A 16,773-nucleotide genomic window follows, 5' to 3' on the forward strand; every position below is an offset into this window, starting at 1 on the left:
GGTGCCGCCCAGTCTACTGTCTGGGCGTAAACGGCCTGCGATTGTACGGACTCGCCAATGGAATCTGCTCAATGGCCCTCGAATTCACCCTGAACCACGTTGCTCCGGCCGCCGCCGCCGTTGATTGCCTGGTGGTCGGCGCCTATGCCGACCATACCCTGACCCCGGCCGCACAGGCCCTGGACGCCGCCAGCGGTGGCCGCCTGGCCGCCCTGGCCCAGCGCGGCGACCTGTCCGGCAAGACCGGCGCCACCACCCTGCTGCATGACCTGCCGGGCGTGACTGCCCCGCGCGTGCTGGTGGTCGGCCTGGGCGAAGTCGCCCGTTTCGGCGTGCCGCAGTACCTGAAGGCCGTCGGCGACGCCGTGCGCGCGCTGAAGGCCGGTGCTGCCCGCAGCGCACTGTTCACCCTGTCCGAAGTGGCCATCAAGGACCGCGACGCGGCCTGGGCGATCCGCCAGGCGGTGATCGCCGCCGATCACGCCGCCTACCGCTACACCGCCACCCTGGGCAAGAAGAAGGCCGACGACGCCGGCCTGGCCCAGCTGGCCATCGCCGGTGACGACGCGCAGGCCCTGGCCCAGGGCCAGGCCATCGCCGCCGGTGTCGAGTTCGCCCGCGAGCTGGGCAACCTGCCGCCGAACTACTGCACCCCGGCCTACCTGGCCGAGGTGGGCGTGAAGTTTGCCGGCGAGCATGACGGTGCCGAAGCCGAGATCCTCGACGAGCACCAGATGGAAGCGCTGGGCATGGGTTCGCTGCTGGCCGTGGCCCGTGGTTCGGCCAACCGCCCGCGCCTGGTGGTGCTGAAGTGGACCGGTGCTGGCGACGCCAAGCCGTACGTGCTGGTCGGCAAGGGCATCACCTTCGATACCGGTGGCGTCAACCTGAAGACCCAGGGCGGCATCGAAGAAATGAAGTACGACATGTGCGGTGGCGCCAACGTCATCGGCACCTTCGTCGCTACGGTCAAGGCCAAGCTGCCGCTGAACCTCGTGGTGGTGGTGCCGGCGGTGGAAAACGCCATCGACGGCAACGCCTACCGCCCGTCCGACGTGATCACCTCGATGTCGGGCAAGACCATCGAAGTGGGCAACACCGACGCCGAAGGCCGCCTGATCCTGTGCGACGCGCTGACTTACGCGCAGCGCTTCGAGCCGACCGCGCTGGTCGACGTGGCCACCCTGACCGGTGCCTGCATGGTCGCCCTCGGCCACCAGACCGCCGGCCTGATGAGCAAGCACGACGACCTGGCCAACGAGCTGCTGGCCGCCGGCGAGCACGTGTTCGACCGCGCCTGGCGCCTGCCGCTGTGGGACGAGTACCAGCCGATGCTGGATTCGACCTTCGCCGACGTCTACAACATCGGCGGCCGCTGGGCCGGTGCGATCACCGCTGGCTGCTTCCTGTCGCGCTTCACCGAAGGCCAGCGCTGGGCCCACCTGGACATCGCCGGCGTGGCCAGCGATGAAGGCAAACGTGGCATGGCCACCGGCCGCCCGGTCGGCCTGCTGAGCCAGTGGCTGCTGGACCAGGCCGCCCGCGCCTGATGCCGTACCCGACCCTGGCCGGCGCCCGCCGGCCGGGGCCTCGCCCGGCACCGCCGGAACCCTGCCTGACCCGGACCCTGCCATGCCCCGCGCCGACTTCTACCTGATCGCCAAGCCCCGTTTCCTGACCGAGCCGTTGCGCCTGGTCTGCGAACTGGCGCGCAAGGCCAACGACGCCGGGTTGTTCACCCTGGTACTGGCCCGCGACCAGGCCCAGGCCGAGGAGCTGGACGAGCTGCTGTGGGCGTTCGACAACGATGCCTACATCCCGCACCAGATCGCCGGCGAGGACATGGACGAGGAAGAGGCGCTGGTGCTGATCGCCGTACCCGGCACCGGGGCACCGGCGCGTCCGCTGGTGATCAACCTGCGTGATGAGCCCTGGCTGGGCGAGTGCGAGCGCGTGCTGGAAGTGGTTCCGGCCGACCCGGAAGCACGCGAACCGCTGCGCGAACGCTGGCGCCAGTACAAGGCCGCCGGTTACGACCTGAACAAGCACGACATGTAAGCGCGCCCCGGCCCCCTTGATGGGCCGCCGCCGCGCCCTGATCCTTCAACGATTACCTCCTGGTTCCCCCGCATGACCCAACTCGCCTCCAGCTACGACCCGAAGTCCTTCGAGACCGACCTCTACGAGGCCTGGGAGAAGGCCGGCCACTTCAAGCCGTCCGGCACGGGCGAGCCGTACACCATCCTGCTGCCGCCGCCGAACGTAACCGGCACCCTGCACATGGGCCACGCGTTCCAGCAGACCCTGATGGATGCGCTGGTGCGCTACCACCGCATGCGTGGCTACGACACGCTGTGGCAGGTCGGTACCGACCATGCCGGCATTGCCACCGAAATGGTGGTCAGCCGCAACCTGGCGCTGGAAGGCAAGGGCGAGACCCGCGATTCGCTGGGCCGCGAGGGCTTCATCGGCAAGGTCTGGGAGTGGAAGCAGCAGTCCGGCGACACCATCGAGCGCCAGATGCGCCGCCTCGGCACCTCCGCCGACTGGTCGCGCAGCACCTTCACCATGGACCCGCAGCCGTCGGCCGCCGTCAACGAAGCCTTCGTGCGCTGGTACGAGCAGGGCCTGATCTACCGTGGTCAGCGCCTGGTCAACTGGGACCCGGTGCTGAAGACCGCCATTTCCGACCTGGAAGTGGAGAGCGCCGAGGAAGACGGCTTCCTGTGGTCGATCGCCTACACGCTGGATGAAGGCCTGAGCTACGAGCACGTCGAGCGCGATGCCGACGGCGTGGAAACCCTGCGCGAAACCCGCGACTACCTGGTGGTCGCCACCACGCGCCCGGAAACCCTGCTGGGTGATACGGCGGTGATGGTGCATCCGGAAGACGAGCGCTATGCGCACCTGATCGGCAAGCAGGTGGTGCTGCCGTTGACCGGCCGCCGCGTGCCGGTGATCGCCGACGATTACGTGGACCGTGCGTTCGGCACCGGCGTGGTCAAGGTCACCCCGGCGCACGATTTCAACGACTATGAAGTGGGCGTGCGCCACAGCCTGCCGATGATCAACCTGTTCACCCCGGTGGCGGCGCTGAATGAAAACGCACCCGAACGCTTCCAGGGCCTGGACCGCTACGCCGCGCGCAAGGCCGTGCTGGCCGAGCTGGAAGACCTGGGCATCCTGGTCGAGACCAAGGCGCACAAGCTGCAGGTGCCGCGCGGTGATCGCACCGGCCAGGTGATCGAGCCGTACCTGACCGACCAGTGGTTCGTGAAGATGGACGACCTGGCCAAGCGTGGCCTGGAACTGGTCGAGGACGGAAGCATCGCCTTCGTTCCGCCGAACTGGATCAACACTTACCGCCACTGGATGAACAACATCCAGGACTGGTGCATCAGCCGCCAGCTGTGGTGGGGCCACCGCATTCCGGCGTGGTTCGACGCCGCCACCGGCAACTGCTACGTCGGTCGCAGCGAAGACGAAGTGCGCGCGAAGAACAACCTCGGCAGCGACGTGGTGCTGAACCAGGAAAGCGACGTGCTGGAGACCTGGTTCTCCTCGCAGCTGTGGCCATTCTCCACCCTGGGCTGGCCGAACGAACAGGCGATGGCCGAGCGCGGCTTCGACCGCTACCTGCCGTCGTCGGTGCTGATCACCGGCTTCGACATCATCTTCTTCTGGGTGGCGCGCATGATCATGGCCACCGACAACCTGGTCGGGAAGATCCCGTTCAAGGACGTCTACTTCACCGGCCTGATCCGCGACGGCCAGGGCCAGAAGATGTCCAAGAGCAAGGGCAACGTGCTCGACCCGCTGGACATCATCGACGGCATCACCATCGACGACCTGGTCGCCAAGCGTACCGGCGGCCTGATGCAGCCGAAGATGGTGGAGAAGATCGAAAAGGCCACCCGCAAGGAATTCCCGGACGGCATTGCTGCCCACGGTGCCGATGCGCTGCGCTTCACCATCGCCGCGCTGGCCACCCACGGCCGCGACATCAAGTTCGACATGAACCGCGCCGAGGGCTACAAGAACTTCTGCAACAAGCTGTGGAACGCCAGCCGCTTCGCGCTGATGAACACTGAAGGTGCCGCGTTCACCGGCGTGCCGAAGCCGCGCACCGATGCCGAGCGCTGGATCCTCGCGCGCCTGGCCGCCACCACTGCCGAAGCGCAGGGCCATTTCGCCGCCTACCGCTTCGATCTGCTGGCACAGTGCCTGTACGAGTTCGCCTGGAACGCGTTCTGCGACTGGTTCCTGGAACTGAGCAAGCCGGCCTTGAACGGTGCCGACGGCGCCGATGCCGAAAGCACCCGCCACACCCTGCTGTACGTGCTGGAAGCGCTGCTGCGCCTGCTGCACCCGCTCACGCCGTTCATCACCGAACAGCTGTGGCAGCAGCTGGCCCCGCGCCTGGGCCTGGCCGAAACCACGCTGTCGCTGCGCCCGTACCCGACCGCGGCCGAGTTCGAGGGCGATTTCGCCCAGGCCGAGGCCGACGTGGAATGGCTGAAGGCGGTGATCACTGCCGTGCGCCGCGTGCGCAGCGAATTGAACGTCGCCCCGTCCAAGCTGGTGCCGCTGCGCCTGCAGGCCGGCCTGGCACAGGACCGCGTGCGCATCGAACGCTTCAGCGCTTCGCTGTCGTTCCTGCTGAAGCTGGACAGCATCCAGTGGCTGGCCGAAGGCGAAAGCGCACCGCCGGCTGCCGCTGCGATCGTGGGCGAGCTGAAGCTGCTGGTGCCGCTGGAAGGCCTGGTCGATCTCGACGCCGAGCGCGTGCGCCTGGACAAGGAAATCGCCCGCGTCGAAGCCGAAAAGGAAAAGAGCGAGACCAAGCTGGCCAGGTTCACCGACAAGGTGCCACCGGCGGTGGTCGAGCAGGAACGCGTGCGCCTGGTCGACTGGAACACCCAGCTGGCCGGCCTGCGCGAGCAGCGCGCGAAGCTGTAAGCACCATGCTGGTGGGTGCGGACCTCGGTCCGCACTGAGCGATGTGCCAACCAAGGTTGGCACCCACCAAACCCGGAACATTTTCCCGACATGGCATCATCGCCCGATGCCTCTTTCCATTTTCCTGCTGGTCCTCGCGGCTGCGGCCCTGCATGCCAGCTGGAATGCGATCGTCAAGCGCGGACCAGACAAATTCCTCGGCACCGTGCTGGTCACGGGCAGCGCCGCGCTGCTGTCGGCGGCCGCCCTGCCCTTCCTGCCGTTCCCGGCCGCGCACTGCTTGCCGTGGCTGGGCGCGTCGGTGCTGTTGCAGGTGACGTACTACAGCCTGGTCGCACGCTGCTACCAGCAGGTCGACATGAGCCTGGCCTATCCCCTGATGCGTGGCAGCGCGCCGATCCTGGTTGCGCTGGCCGGCACCCTGCTGGGCGAACCATTGCCAGCTGCCGCGTGGCTGGGCGTGGTGCTGGTGAGCACCGGCATCCTGTGCATGGCACTGGGTGCGCGTGGCGGCCAACTGCGCTTGCCACTGCTGACCGCGGCGATGATCGCCACCTACACCCTGGTCGACGCGCAGGGTGCGCGCCAGTCCGGCAGTGCGCTCAGCTACACGCTGTGGCTGTACCTGCTGTCGGGCATTCCCCTGCCATTGTGGGCGCTGTACACCCGGCGCGGCGCGGTGCTGGACTATGCGCGGCAGCATTGGCCTCTCGGTCTGGCCGGCGGCGTCGGCACCACGGCGTCCTATGCGATGGCGTTGTGGGCGATGACCCAGGCGCCGGTGGCGATGGTCTCCGCGCTGCGTGAGTCTTCGATCCTGTTCGCGCTGCTGATCTCGGTGTTCCTGCTGCGCGAGCGCATTCCGCGTGCGCGCTGGCTGGCGGCGGCGCTCATCGTAGGCGGTGTATTGGCACTGCGGTTGGCGTGAGCAATGCGTGCCAACCAAGGTTGGCACCTACCACGGCAGGTGATGTGTCGATGACAGCGGAGATCCGTCGGTAGTGCCGGCCGCTGGCCGGCAATCCTTCCCGGTTACAGCGGCGGCATCGCCTGCAGGTCGCCGTCGACCAGTTCGATCGCCATCACCACCGCGTCCTCGCGGCCCTGTGCGGCCGGGTAGTAACGCGGGCGGCGACCGATCTCGTTGAAGCCTTCGCTGTGGTACAGCGCCAGCGCCGGCGTGTTGGACGGACGCACTTCCAGGAACACCCGCTGCGCGCCACGGTCGCCGGCCAGCTGCACCAGCGCCCGCAGCAGTTGCCGCCCGAGGCCACGCGACTGCGTGAACGGATCGATGCAGATGTTCAGCACATGGGCCTCGTCGGCGGCGATGCTGAGCACGCCGTAGCCGATCAGCTGGCCATCGCGCTCCATCGCCAGACCGGGATAACCGGCACGCAGGCAGTCAACGAAGATGCCGCGGGTCCAGGGAAACGGATAGCCGCGTACTTCAATCGCCATCACCGCGTTGAGGTCGCTCTCGCGCAGCGCACGCAGGCTGACCGGACCGGGCTGGCTGACCGCACTCATGGCGTACCCCGCTTGCGCAGGGTGCGCAGCTGCGGCCACAGCGCGCGCTTGGCGGCCGGGTCCTGGCGCAGCTGGTCCAGCGGCCAGCTGTCCATCAGCGCCTGCGTGGCCGGATCGTTGGGGTTGCAGCCGGACGCGCGCAGCAAGGCGATCTGCAGGCGATCCGGCAGCCGCACCACCGGCTGCCGGGCATTGCCGCCGGGCAGCGGGCGGGCAGCGGCAGGCGCGGTGTCCGGTGCGCTGACCGGGGTCTCGCGACGCGGGGGTGCCGGACGCTCCTGGCGGGAAACCGGTGTGGCCGCAGCCAGAGGCTCGCGCGCGGGTGCGGTGGATGCCCGCGCCTGCTCCGCCGCTGGCGCGGCAGCCGTCTCGGCTTCGGCCACGCTCAGCTGCAGCGCGGCATCCAGTTCCGCGGCCAACTGGCCGTCGTGGTAGACGGTGTAGCCCATGGCCTGCAGCCAGGCCTGCTGGGCCGGTGACCACAGCACGGGCAGGTCCTGGCTCACGCGGCCTCGGGCTTCTTGCGCAGGCGCTGCACGGCCCACATCACCGGGCCGGACAAGGCGTACAGGATGCCCACCGCGAACAGCACGCGCGGCAGATCGATGACCGCGATGGCGATGGCCACCGGTACCAGTGCCAGCACCAGGAACGGCACGCGGTCCGAACGGGTGCCCTTGGCAGCGCCGCCCTTGAAGCTCCAGAAGCGGATGCGGCTGACCATCAGCAGCGCCGCGATGATCGTCACCGCCAGCGCCACGTAGCGCAGCTGGTTGCCGTCCCAGCCCAGGTTGCCATCGGCGAACGCCCAGACGAAGGACATCATCAGGCCGGCCGCGGCCGGGCTGGCCAGGCCGACGAACCAGCGCTTGTCGACCACCGCCACCTGGGTGTTGAAGCGGGCCAGGCGCAGCGCCGCGCAGGCGGCATACAGGAAGGCCACGGCCCAGCCGACGCGGCCGAGCAGCGGGTCATCGAACTTCAGCCACGACAGCGCCCAGTGGTACATCACCAGTGCCGGGGCCATGCCGAAGCTGACCAGATCGGCCAGCGAGTCGTACTGCACGCCGAATTCGCTGCTGGTACCGGTCAGGCGCGCCACGCGCCCATCCAGGCCATCCATCACCGCTGCCACGAACACGGCGATGCTGGCGTTGACGAAGTCCCCGTTGGCCGCGGCGATGATCGCGTAGAAGCCGGCAAACAGGCCGGCGGTGGTGAACAGGTTGGGCAGCAGGTAAATCGTGCGCGAACGCGGCGGCGGTGTGATCGGGTCCATGGAATCCAGTTTAATCGACTTGCCAGTGCTCGGCGCCAATGCTGCAATCGGCGTTCTACGCCCATTCCGTGGAGTTTGCCATGCGTGCCCTGTCCTGCCTTGGATGCCTGCTGCTGTTGGCCAGTGCCAACGTCGTGGCCGGCCCGGTCTATAAATGGAAGGACGCCAATGGCGTGACCCAGTATTCGGAGACCCCTCCGGCGGGCAGGAAATTCGAGACCCGTGCGCAGGCGCGCAGCCCACAGGCTGCGGCCAGCGCCGAGACCCCCGCCGCACCGGTGCCTGAGCAGTGCAGCACGGCCCGGGCCAACCTGGCCCTGCTGGACGGTGGCGGCCAGGTGATGCAGGACACCGATGGCGATGGCAAGGCCGATACCCCGTTGGCTCCGGAGCAGCGCAGTGCGCAGAAGGGATTGGCTGAAGCCGCCATCAAGGCTTACTGCCCGGCGGAGTGAGGGTATCGGCAGGGCTTGCAGCCCTGCACCTGCTTCAAGCAACGGCAACGTCAAACGCCAAAGCGGCTTCCTGAGGGATGGCGGGGCACTGTGGGTTTGCGGGGACGCCGTAAACCCATCCCTGGGGGCTTGGTCGCCGCATCCATGCGGCTCACACCCCGCAAACCCACAGTGCCCCCGCCTTCGACAGTTGGCCGGTGGCCGGTGGCCGGTGGGCAGTTGATCCACGCCATATGTGGATCAATCTCCATGGAAATCGAATATTTCGGGAATTGATCGAACAGCAGCCGAGCAAGGCTCGACTCTACAGAAATGCAGGCAGGTCGCAGGAATCTGTCGAAGGCGGGGTGGGTACGGTGGCAGGGGTGTGAGCGGCATGGATGCCGCGACCAAGCCCCCATGGGTGAGGGCGCTTTGCTCGCGAAGCACTGCTTCGCAAGCGCCCGAACGCACAGCCGCCAGCGGCTGGGCCGGACCGCGGAGCGGGGTTTACGGCGTCCCCTGCCACCGGGCCCACCCCGCCGTCCCCCAGTAAACTCGCCTTTGCCGTCGCTTCGGCAGTTGCAGTTGACGTTGCTTGAGGCGGGTGCAGGGCGCAGCCCTGCCGATACCCCTCCCCCCGGCCGGGCTGGCAGAATAGGCGTCTCTGCCGTTATCCGAAGCCGACGATGCGCCTCTCCCAGTTCCACCTGCACACCACCAAGGAAACCCCCAGCGACGCCGAGCTCACCAGCCACCGGCTGATGCTGCGCGCGGGCATGATCCGCAAGCTGGCATCGGGCCTGTACACCTGGTCGCCGCTGGGCCTGCGCGTGCTGCGCAAGGTCGAGCGCATCGTGCGCGAGGAAATGGACCGCGCCGGTGCCGTGGAATTCCAGATCCCGACCATCCAGCCGAAGGAACTATGGGAGCAGACCGGCCGCTGGCAGAAGTTCGGCCCGCAGCTGTTGAAGATCAAGGACCGCAAGGACCAGGTGTTCTGCTACAGCCCGACCGCCGAAGAAGCCGCCTGCGACTTCGCGCGCAGCGAGCTGTCCAGCTACAAGCAGCTGCCGGTCAATTTCTACCAGGTGCAGACCAAGTTCCGCGACGAGATCCGTCCGCGCTTCGGCGTGATGCGTTCGCGCGAGTTTCTGATGAAGGACGCCTATTCGTTCCACCTGCACGATGAGTGCCTGGTGCGCGAGTACGAGAACATGAAGTCGGCCTACAGCCGCATCTTCACCCGCCTCGGCCTGGACTTCCGCATGGTGCAGGCCGACTCCGGTGCGATCGGCGGCGATGCGTCGCAGGAATTCCACGTGATCGCCGATTCCGGCGAGGACGCGCTGGTGTTCTCCACCGGTTCGGACTACGCGGCCAACATGGAAGCGGCGATCGCCGCCGATCCGGCACCGCGTGCCGCCGCCAGCGAAGCCATGCGCAAGGTCGACACCCCCACCCAGAAGACCTGCGAGGACGTCGCGGCCCTGCTCGGCATCGACCTGCAGCGCACGGTGAAGTCGGTGGCGCTGATCGCGGGCGAAGGCAAGGCACAGCAGTTCGTCCTGGTGCTGGTGCGCGGCGACCATGAGGTCAACGAGATCAAGCTGGCCAAGGTTGCCGGCCTGGACGAACAGCGCTTTGCCAGCGAGGCGGAAATCGCCGAGTACCTGGGCAGCGTGCCGGGCTTCCTCGGCCCGGTCGCCCCGGCCAAGGCCATCCGCGTGGTGGCTGATCGCGAAGTGGCGGCGATGTCCGACTTCGTCGTCGGCGCCAACGAAGCCGGTTTCCACCTGGCCGGCGTCAACTGGGGCCGCGACCTGCCGGAACCGGAAGTGGCCGACATCCGCAACGTGCGTGCCGGTGACCGCGCGCTGGACGGCGGCGAACTGAAGATCGCCCGTGGCATCGAAGTCGGCCACGTGTTCCAGCTGGGCCGCAAGTACGCCGAAGCGCTGGATGCCACGGTGCTGGACGAGAACGGCAAGGCGGCGGTGATGGCGATGGGCTGCTATGGCATCGGCATCTCGCGCGTGGTGGCTGCCGCGATCGAACAGAACCATGACGATGCCGGCATCATCTGGCCGGACGCGATGGCGCCGTGGCAGGTGGTGGTGTGCGTGATCAACCCGAAGGGCGACGCTGCCGTCGCCGATGCAGCGTCCAACCTGCTGCAGGAACTTCGCGACGCCGGCCTCGATACCGCGCTGGACGACCGTGGCCTGCGCCCGGGCGCGATGTTTGCCGACATGGAACTGATCGGCATCCCGCACCGCGTGGTGGTCAGCGAACGTGGCCTGGCCGCCGGTACCTACGAGTACCGCTCGCGCCGCGCCAGCGAAGCCGAGAACCTGGACAAGGCCACCCTGCTGCAGCGTCTGCAGGACTGATCAGGAAAAGACCGGGGCATGCCCCGGTCTTTTTCTAGCTGACGCCCATTTGAGCAATATTGCAGCGGACATAATCCGGTCAAAACAGACGCAATGCAGCCGGGATGCTGCCAGGCCATGACCCGCCTGCATTTGTGCTGGGATTAATTCATCTTTATTCTGTCCCGCGACGCCATGGACTGGCTCGTCCCGTCCACTTATTAGTTTCCGGAGTAACCGTAAATGAGCATTGACCTGACCGGCCTGTCGGCACGCGAGCTGGGCGCCCTGATCCGTACCGCCAAGAAACAGCAGACCATCGTCGCCAAGCGCCGGCCGATCACCAAGGTCCGGGCACAGCTGACCAAGCTGGCCAAGACCGAGGGTTACACCATCGAGGAACTGTTCGGCGACGCCCCGGCCCCGCGCGCGCGCAAGGTGGCCAAGGCCGCCAAGGCACCGTCGAAGACCGCTGGCCGCAAGCTGGGCAAGGTTGCTCCGAAGTACCGCAACCCGGCCAACCCCAAGGAAACCTGGACCGGTCGTGGCAAGCAGCCGCGCTGGATGGCCGAGCTGACCGCCAAGGGCAACAAGAAGCCGGAAGATTTCCTGATCAAGAAGGCCTGAGGCCGGATTGGAATGCGATGAAAAACGCCGGCGAAAGCCGGCGTTTTTCATTCTTCGGTGTGTGGACCGAGGTCCACACCCACAGCAAGCAGCCCTCCCGGCGTGTGGACCAACGGTCCACACCCACCGACATCATTACAGGGTTTTGCGAGCGGGCATCAGCAGGTTGCCGAACAGCAGGCCGGCGACCAGGGCCATCACCACGTTGAGCACGGTGAGGAACACGCTCTGGCCGGCACCCACGTCCTGCTGCTGGACCAGGGTCAGCACGCCGCGCAGGCTGGTGCTGCCTGGCACCATCATGATGATGCCAGGCAGGCGGATGATCGCACCTGGGCGGCCAACGAGACGGCCGAACAGATTGCCACCGGCGGTCAGCAGCATCGCCGATAGGAAGATGCCGGCCGGCGCGCCCCAGGCGTGGCCACCGAACTTGGAGATCGCATAGCCGGCCACCGAGGCGGCGATCACCCACGGGTAATCGCGGCGGTTGGCCTTGAACAGCATCGCGAAGGCGAACGCCGCGGTCAGCAGCGAGCCCCACTCCACCCAGGGCCCCTGCGGCCGCGCCGCGCGGATCACCGGGTCGAGGCCGAGCACGTCGGCCAGGGTCACCGCGATCATCGCGCCCACACTGAGTTTCATGATGGTGGTCAGCGCACCGGCGAAGCGCGCGGTCCCCGACACCCAGTGCTGGCTGGCCAGTTCATTGACCGCATTGGTCAGCGACATGCCCGGCAGCAGCACCACCAGCGAGGCGATGATCACTGTGTTGAGGTTGAGCGCGCCGATGAAGGACGCGACCAGCGTGGCGACCAGGCCGGCCAGCAGCGCGGCCAGTGCCTCGGCGGCTTCGCGGGTGGCCGGGCGACGGTCGGTGACCATGCCGAGCAGGCCGATCATCAGGCCGATGACACCGGCGGTGGCGATGTCCAGCCACGGCAGCTTCCACATGCCGGCCACGCCGGCCGCGCCGAGGGTGAACGAAAGGATGGTGCGCAGCTTGCCGCGCCGGCCCGGATCCTTGTCCAGCTGGCGCAATGCGGTGTGGCCCTGGGCGATGCTCATCCGCCCATTGGCCACTTCCTCGGCGATATGGTCGGCGACGCTGAGCTTGTGCAGGTCGTTCTCGCCGGGCGCCAAGCGGATCACGCGGGTGATGTCACTGGAGCCGATCGCCTGCGCCGGGTCGCTGAAGCTGAGGATGATACCGGTGGGATTCGACCACGGTTCACAATCCAGATCGAGCTGGCGGGCCAGTGCCACCACCGCTGTTTCCAGGCGCTGGGCCGTTGTGCCATAGCTGTGCAGGCGTCCGGCGATCTCGGAAACGAAGGCCACGCGCTGTGCGTAGCTGGCCTGGGGCGTGGGGATCGTGTGAGCGTCTGCGGACATGCGCCGTAGTATTACCTAGGCTGGGCCTTACCGGAGAAATTCATCCGAGTTCGACGCGAAGCCCAATACAGAACGGTTATGCTGCGACCCGAATGGCCCAAGTGACCCCGAACCACGCCCCCCAGCTCGAACAGGATGCCCATGACCCGGGCGTGATCCGCCTGTCCGGCACCTGGACCTTGAAGACCGCGCTGGCCGCGGCCGAAGTCCTGCGCGGCGTTCCCGACACGCTGACCGGCATCGATGCCACCGCCATCGAGAAAATGGATTCGGCCGGCGTGCTGCAGGTGCTGCGCGTAGCCCATCGCGCCGACCTCGGCGAGGACGCACTGAAGTTCCGCCCGGATCACCAGGCGCTGGTGTGCACCATCGAGGAAGTGGCCGACGACCGGCCCAAGCCCAAGCGCGACTTCGGCGTGCTGGCGGCGCTGGAACGGCTGGGTGTCAGCGTCCATGCCACCGGCCACAACATCAAGGCGCTGTGCAGTTTCCTCGGCGAGAACCTGGTCAAGGGAGCTCGCCTGGTCAAGGAACCCCGTCGCTTCCGCCTGACCGCCACCGTGCACCAGATGGAGCAGGTCGGGCTGGACGCGGTACCGCTGGTGGCGCTGCTGTCCTACCTGGTGGGCGCGGTGATCGCCTTCCTCGGCTCGACCATCCTTCGCGACTTCGGCGCCGAGATCTACGTGGTCGAGCTGGTCAACATCGCCTTCCTGCGCGAGTTCGCGGTGCTGCTGACCGCCATCGTGCTGGCCGGCCGCACCGCCAGCGCCTTCACCGCACAGATCGGTGCGATGAAAGCGCGCGAGGAAATCGATGCGATGCGCACCCTGGGCCTGGATCCGATCGACCTGCTGGTGCTGCCACGGCTGCTGGCGCTGCTGGTCACCCTGCCGCTGCTGACCTTCATTGCGATGGTGGCCGGCCTGGCTGGCGGCATCACCGTCGGTGCGTTCGACCTCGACATCCCGCCGCAGATGTACATCGCGCGCATGCACGAGACGATGGAAGTGCGGCACATGCTGGTCGGCCTGTCGAAGGCGCCGGTGTTCGCGCTGGTGATCGGCCTGATCGGCTGCCTGGAAGGCCTGAAGGTGGAAGGCACGGCGCAGTCGGTGGGCGAACGCACCACCTCCAGCGTGGTGCAGACCATCTCGCTGGTGATCATCATCGACGCCTTCGCGGCGTTGTGGTTCATGCACATGGACTGGTGACATGAGCACGCATCCGACGCCCGACGACATTCCCATGCAGGACGACGATGGCCACGACCTGGCCATCCGCGTGCGCGGGCTGGTCAACCGCTTCGGCAGCCAGACCGTGCACGAGGACCTGGACCTGGACGTGCGCCGCGGCGAAATTCTCGGCGTGGTGGGCGGCTCCGGTACCGGCAAGTCGGTACTGATGCGCTCGATCCTCGGCCTGCGCACGCCCGACGAAGGCCGGATCGAGGTGCTGGGCCGCGACGCGCGTGCCGACGATGCCGAGAGCCGCCTGCACATCGAACGCAACACCGGCGTGCTGTTCCAGGACGGTGCGTTGTTCTCGTCGCTGACCGTAGGCGAGAACGTGCAGGTACCGTTGAAGGAGCACCACCGCGAACTGCCCGAGCGCTGGCACTACGAACTGGCGCTGCTGAAGGTGAAGCTGGCCGGCCTGCCCGCCGATGCGATCAACAAACTGCCCTCGCAGCTGTCCGGCGGCATGCGCAAGCGCGCCGGGCTGGCCCGCGCGTTGGCACTGGACCCGCCGCTGCTGTTCCTGGATGAACCGACCGCCGGACTCGACCCGATCGGCGCGGCCGCCTTCGACCGCCTGATCAAGACCCTGCAGGAAGCACTGGGGTTGACCGTGTTCCTGATCACCCACGACCTGGACACGCTGTATGCGATCTGCGACCGGGTGGCAGTGATCGCCGACCGCAAAGTGGTGGCCAACGCGCCACTGCCGGACATCGAGAAACTGGATCATCCGTGGATCCAGGAATACTTCCACGGACCGCGTGCGCGTGCCGCGCGCGGCGAACAGATCGAGAGTGCCTGAGCCATGGAAACCAAAGCCAACTACGTGCTGATCGGCGCGTTCACCCTGATCACCGGCCTGGCCCTGCTGGCCTTCGGCCTGTGGGCGGCCAAGTACTCCTCCGACCGTACCTGGCAGGAATACCGCGTGGTGTTCCGCGAGGCAGTAACTGGCCTGTCGGTGGGCAGCCCGGTACAGTACAACGGCATCGCGGTGGGTTCGATCATCGAACTGAACCTGGTTCCGGACGACCCGCGCCAGGTGGTCGCACGCATCCGCCTGAACTCGACCACCCCGGTCAAGACCGATACCCGTGCAAAGCTGGCGATCACCAGCCTGACCGGCCCGTCGATCATCCAGCTCAGCGGTGGTACGCCGCAGTCGCCGGCACTGACCACGGTCAATAAGGACCCGGCGCCGATCATTCCAACCACGCCGTCGGCGCTGCAGAACATCACCGACGTTGCCAACCGCATCGTCGAGCGCATGGACCAGATCCTCAGCGACCGCAACGTGGCCTCGATCAACGCGACGCTGGCCAACCTGGAAACGATCAGCGGCGGCCTGGCCGACCGCGACCAGGGCACGCAGGCGCTGCTGCTCAGCGCGCGCGATGCCGCCCGCAGCCTGGACACCACGCTGAAGACCACCAATGGCACCATCGAGCGCCTGGACAAGAACCTGGTGCAGCAGCTGCCGGGCATCATCGACAAGCTCGACGCCACCCTGGCCAAGCTTGATTCGGCCGCTGGCAACGCCGACTCGATCCTTGGCGAGAACCGTGCCGCGATCAACAGCTTCGCCAACGATGGCCTCGGCCAGCTCGGCCCGACGCTGACCGAACTGCGCGGCCTGATCCGCGATCTGCGCCGGGTCAGCGACCGCCTCGAGAACAACCCCGCGCGCTACCTGCTGGGCCGCGACGCACCGAAGGAGTTCGAACCCAAATGAGCCCGACCGCCCTTCCGCGCCTGCTGCTGGCCGCTTCGATGGTCACCCTGCTGGGCGGCTGCTCCATCCTTGGCAGCAGCGAGAAAACCGCAGTGACGCTGTACTCGCCGTCCGTGCAGGTGAAGGCCGACCCGGCGTGGCCACAGGTGGGCTGGCAGCTGGTGCTGGCCAAGCCCAGCGCCGCGCGCATGGTCGACAGCCCGCGTATCAACGTGCGGCCGACGCCGTCGCAGATGGAGATCTACAAGGGGGCCAGCTGGGCACAGCCGGCCACCGACATGATCGAGGACACCTTGCTGCGTGGCTTTGAGGACTCCGGCCGCATCCGTGGCGTGGCGCGCAGCAGTGCCGGCATCCGTGCCGACTACAAGCTGTCCACCGATGTGCGCCGCTTTGAATCGGACTACCTGGGCCAGGCCACGCCGACCGTGGTGATCGAGGTCAACGCCAAGCTGATCCATGTGGCCGACCAGCGCGTGGTCGCCGACCGTACCTTCCGCCAGGCACAGCCGGTCGGCAGTACCGACGTGCCGGCGGTTGCCGCCGCGTTCGAGCGCGGCCTGCAGCAGCTGGCACAGGAGATGGTGGGCTGGACGCTGACAAGCGGGCAGGCCGACCAGCCGACCGTCGCGCGCTGACCGGTCAGCGTGGCGTAATCCAGCGGAACGTCAGGTTGATCCGTTCGCCCTGCACCCGTGCCATCTTCGGCAGCGCGTGCTGGTAGAACCGCTGTGTCTGCCCCGCCATCACCAGCAGATCGCCATGGCCGAGCAGGTACTCGGCCTTCCGCGCCGGGTCATCGCGCCGGCGCAGCAGGAAGCGGCGCGCCGCGCCCAGGCTCAGCGAAGCAATCACCGGGGTCGGCCCCAGCTCTGGCTCGTCATCGCTGTGCCAGCCCATGTAGTCGCCACCGCCGCGATAGCGGTTCAGCAGCACGCTGTTGAAGCGGCCGATGCCCTCCGCCTGCAGGCGCCCGCGCATGGCCTGCAACGCGGGTGGCCAGGGGTGCGGCACGAATTCAGCCCCGGAATAGCGGTAGCGCGCCAGCGGATCGCCGATCCAGCAACTCAGCCGCGGCGAATCCACCCAGTTGCCGAACATGCGGATGCGATGGACCTCCCAAGGCACATCAGCCTGCAGCACGGACATCAGCGCGTCCGCGTCGGCCGGGGCCAGCCAACCCCGCAGGTGCTGGACGTCAGCA

At 67.4% G+C, this 16,773-nt stretch carries 16 protein-coding genes; 11 read left to right on the top strand and 5 right to left on the bottom strand.

The features are described from left to right. The first annotated feature begins 71 nt into the window (after positions 1–71). The 4 genes from N5D45_RS03155 to N5D45_RS03170 all read left to right on the top strand — a co-directional run bounded on the left by N5D45_RS03155 (position 72) and on the right by N5D45_RS03170 (position 5,887). Positions 72–1,550 (top strand): leucyl aminopeptidase, encoded by a 1,479-nt coding sequence (locus N5D45_RS03155; RefSeq protein ID WP_164193811.1) that lies wholly within the window; start codon positions 72–74, stop codon positions 1,548–1,550. Positions 1,551–1,632: 82 nt separating this feature from the next. Beyond that, entirely contained in the window at positions 1,633–2,058 is a 426-nt protein-coding gene (locus tag N5D45_RS03160; RefSeq protein ID WP_010480719.1) for a DNA polymerase III subunit chi, read from the top strand. Between the two features lie 72 nt (positions 2,059–2,130). Beyond that, complete coding sequence (locus tag N5D45_RS03165) at positions 2,131–4,959, top strand: valine--tRNA ligase (RefSeq protein ID WP_164193808.1); 2,829 nt, start codon at positions 2,131–2,133, stop codon at positions 4,957–4,959. 106 nt (positions 4,960–5,065) lie between these two features. Beyond that, positions 5,066–5,887: an EamA family transporter gene (locus tag N5D45_RS03170; RefSeq protein WP_057504175.1), complete on the top strand. Its 822-nt coding sequence runs from the start codon at positions 5,066–5,068 to the stop codon at positions 5,885–5,887. Positions 5,888–5,991: 104 nt separating this feature from the next. On the opposite strand, the gene rimI is transcribed toward N5D45_RS03170, so the two are convergent. The 3 genes from rimI to pssA are packed head-to-tail and all read right to left on the bottom strand — an operon-like array spanning position 5,992 to position 7,768. Next, positions 5,992–6,489, bottom strand: a complete 498-nt coding sequence (rimI, locus tag N5D45_RS03175) for a ribosomal protein S18-alanine N-acetyltransferase (RefSeq protein ID WP_010480714.1) — start codon at positions 6,487–6,489, stop codon at positions 5,992–5,994. Continuing rightward, positions 6,486–6,995, bottom strand: coding sequence for a hypothetical protein (locus tag N5D45_RS03180; RefSeq protein WP_049482122.1), 510 nt, complete (start codon positions 6,993–6,995; stop codon positions 6,486–6,488). The genes rimI and N5D45_RS03180 overlap by 4 nt, the downstream gene beginning before the upstream one ends. Then, positions 6,992–7,768 carry a CDP-diacylglycerol--serine O-phosphatidyltransferase gene (gene pssA / locus N5D45_RS03185; protein ID WP_057504174.1) on the bottom strand — a complete coding sequence of 259 codons (777 nt, stop codon included), beginning with the start codon at positions 7,766–7,768 and terminating at the stop codon, positions 6,992–6,994. The genes N5D45_RS03180 and pssA overlap by 4 nt, the downstream gene beginning before the upstream one ends. Positions 7,769–7,848: 80 nt before the next feature. Between pssA and N5D45_RS03190 the strand changes: the two genes are divergently transcribed. From N5D45_RS03190 to N5D45_RS03200, 3 genes are all read left to right on the top strand, one after another. Then, positions 7,849–8,223 (top strand): DUF4124 domain-containing protein, encoded by a 375-nt coding sequence (locus tag N5D45_RS03190; RefSeq protein ID WP_029379706.1) that lies wholly within the window; start codon positions 7,849–7,851, stop codon positions 8,221–8,223. A gap of 668 nt (positions 8,224–8,891) precedes the next feature. Further along, complete coding sequence (locus N5D45_RS03195; RefSeq protein ID WP_164193497.1) at positions 8,892–10,595, top strand: proline--tRNA ligase; 1,704 nt, start codon at positions 8,892–8,894, stop codon at positions 10,593–10,595. Positions 10,596–10,817: 222 nt separating this feature from the next. Next, positions 10,818–11,201, top strand: coding sequence for an H-NS histone family protein (locus N5D45_RS03200; RefSeq protein ID WP_049398421.1), 384 nt, complete (start codon positions 10,818–10,820; stop codon positions 11,199–11,201). Between the two features lie 135 nt (positions 11,202–11,336). Here N5D45_RS03200 and N5D45_RS03205 read toward each other — a convergent pair whose 3' ends face one another. Continuing rightward, positions 11,337–12,596: a threonine/serine exporter family protein gene (locus tag N5D45_RS03205; RefSeq protein ID WP_010480697.1), complete on the bottom strand. Its 1,260-nt coding sequence runs from the start codon at positions 12,594–12,596 to the stop codon at positions 11,337–11,339. A 92-nt stretch (positions 12,597–12,688) separates the two neighbouring features. Here N5D45_RS03205 and N5D45_RS03210 point away from each other — a divergent pair, with 92 nt between their 5' ends. Genes N5D45_RS03210 through N5D45_RS03225 form a run of 4 tightly spaced genes read left to right on the top strand, consistent with a single transcriptional unit; the run spans position 12,689 to position 16,207 of the window. Next, positions 12,689–13,810 (top strand): ABC transporter permease, encoded by a 1,122-nt coding sequence (locus N5D45_RS03210; protein ID WP_010480695.1) that lies wholly within the window; start codon positions 12,689–12,691, stop codon positions 13,808–13,810. Position 13,811: 1 nt separating this feature from the next. After that, entirely contained in the window at positions 13,812–14,639 is an 828-nt protein-coding gene (locus N5D45_RS03215; protein ID WP_010480693.1) for an ABC transporter ATP-binding protein, read from the top strand. Positions 14,640–14,642: 3 nt separating this feature from the next. Next, complete coding sequence (locus N5D45_RS03220; RefSeq protein WP_010480691.1) at positions 14,643–15,569, top strand: MlaD family protein; 927 nt, start codon at positions 14,643–14,645, stop codon at positions 15,567–15,569. After that, complete coding sequence (locus tag N5D45_RS03225) at positions 15,566–16,207, top strand: ABC-type transport auxiliary lipoprotein family protein (protein ID WP_049455356.1); 642 nt, start codon at positions 15,566–15,568, stop codon at positions 16,205–16,207. The genes N5D45_RS03220 and N5D45_RS03225 overlap by 4 nt, the downstream gene beginning before the upstream one ends. A gap of 4 nt (positions 16,208–16,211) precedes the next feature. On the opposite strand, the gene N5D45_RS03230 is transcribed toward N5D45_RS03225, so the two are convergent. Beyond that, on the bottom strand, positions 16,212–16,773 hold a 562-nt coding region (locus N5D45_RS03230; RefSeq protein WP_279938456.1), incomplete at its 5' end, for an alpha-ketoglutarate-dependent dioxygenase AlkB.

Source organism: Stenotrophomonas sp. GD03819, from assembly GCF_029841665.1.
GTDB classification, from domain to species: Bacteria; Pseudomonadota; Gammaproteobacteria; order Xanthomonadales; family Xanthomonadaceae; genus Stenotrophomonas; species Stenotrophomonas geniculata.

What these genes read in the sequence shown, in the direction of transcription:
- N5D45_RS03220 (WP_010480691.1), top strand. Translation starts at nt 14,643, where the DNA reads ATGGAAACCAAAGCCAACTACGTGCTGATCGGCGCGTTCACCCTGATC.
- N5D45_RS03215 (WP_010480693.1), top strand. Translation starts at nt 13,812, where the DNA reads ATGAGCACGCATCCGACGCCCGACGACATTCCCATGCAGGACGACGAT.
- N5D45_RS03165 (WP_164193808.1), top strand. Translation starts at nt 2,131, where the DNA reads ATGACCCAACTCGCCTCCAGCTACGACCCGAAGTCCTTCGAGACCGAC.
- N5D45_RS03190 (WP_029379706.1), top strand. Translation starts at nt 7,849, where the DNA reads ATGCGTGCCCTGTCCTGCCTTGGATGCCTGCTGCTGTTGGCCAGTGCC.
- N5D45_RS03210 (WP_010480695.1), top strand. Translation starts at nt 12,689, where the DNA reads ATGGCCCAAGTGACCCCGAACCACGCCCCCCAGCTCGAACAGGATGCC.
- N5D45_RS03155 (WP_164193811.1), top strand. Translation starts at nt 72, where the DNA reads ATGGCCCTCGAATTCACCCTGAACCACGTTGCTCCGGCCGCCGCCGCC.
- N5D45_RS03225 (WP_049455356.1), top strand. Translation starts at nt 15,566, where the DNA reads ATGAGCCCGACCGCCCTTCCGCGCCTGCTGCTGGCCGCTTCGATGGTC.
- N5D45_RS03170 (WP_057504175.1), top strand. Translation starts at nt 5,066, where the DNA reads ATGCCTCTTTCCATTTTCCTGCTGGTCCTCGCGGCTGCGGCCCTGCAT.
- N5D45_RS03160 (WP_010480719.1), top strand. Translation starts at nt 1,633, where the DNA reads ATGCCCCGCGCCGACTTCTACCTGATCGCCAAGCCCCGTTTCCTGACC.
- N5D45_RS03200 (WP_049398421.1), top strand. Translation starts at nt 10,818, where the DNA reads ATGAGCATTGACCTGACCGGCCTGTCGGCACGCGAGCTGGGCGCCCTG.
- N5D45_RS03195 (WP_164193497.1), top strand. Translation starts at nt 8,892, where the DNA reads ATGCGCCTCTCCCAGTTCCACCTGCACACCACCAAGGAAACCCCCAGC.
- pssA (WP_057504174.1), bottom strand. Translation starts at nt 7,768, where the DNA reads ATGGACCCGATCACACCGCCGCCGCGTTCGCGCACGATTTACCTGCTG.
- rimI (WP_010480714.1), bottom strand. Translation starts at nt 6,489, where the DNA reads ATGAGTGCGGTCAGCCAGCCCGGTCCGGTCAGCCTGCGTGCGCTGCGC.
- N5D45_RS03205 (WP_010480697.1), bottom strand. Translation starts at nt 12,596, where the DNA reads ATGTCCGCAGACGCTCACACGATCCCCACGCCCCAGGCCAGCTACGCA.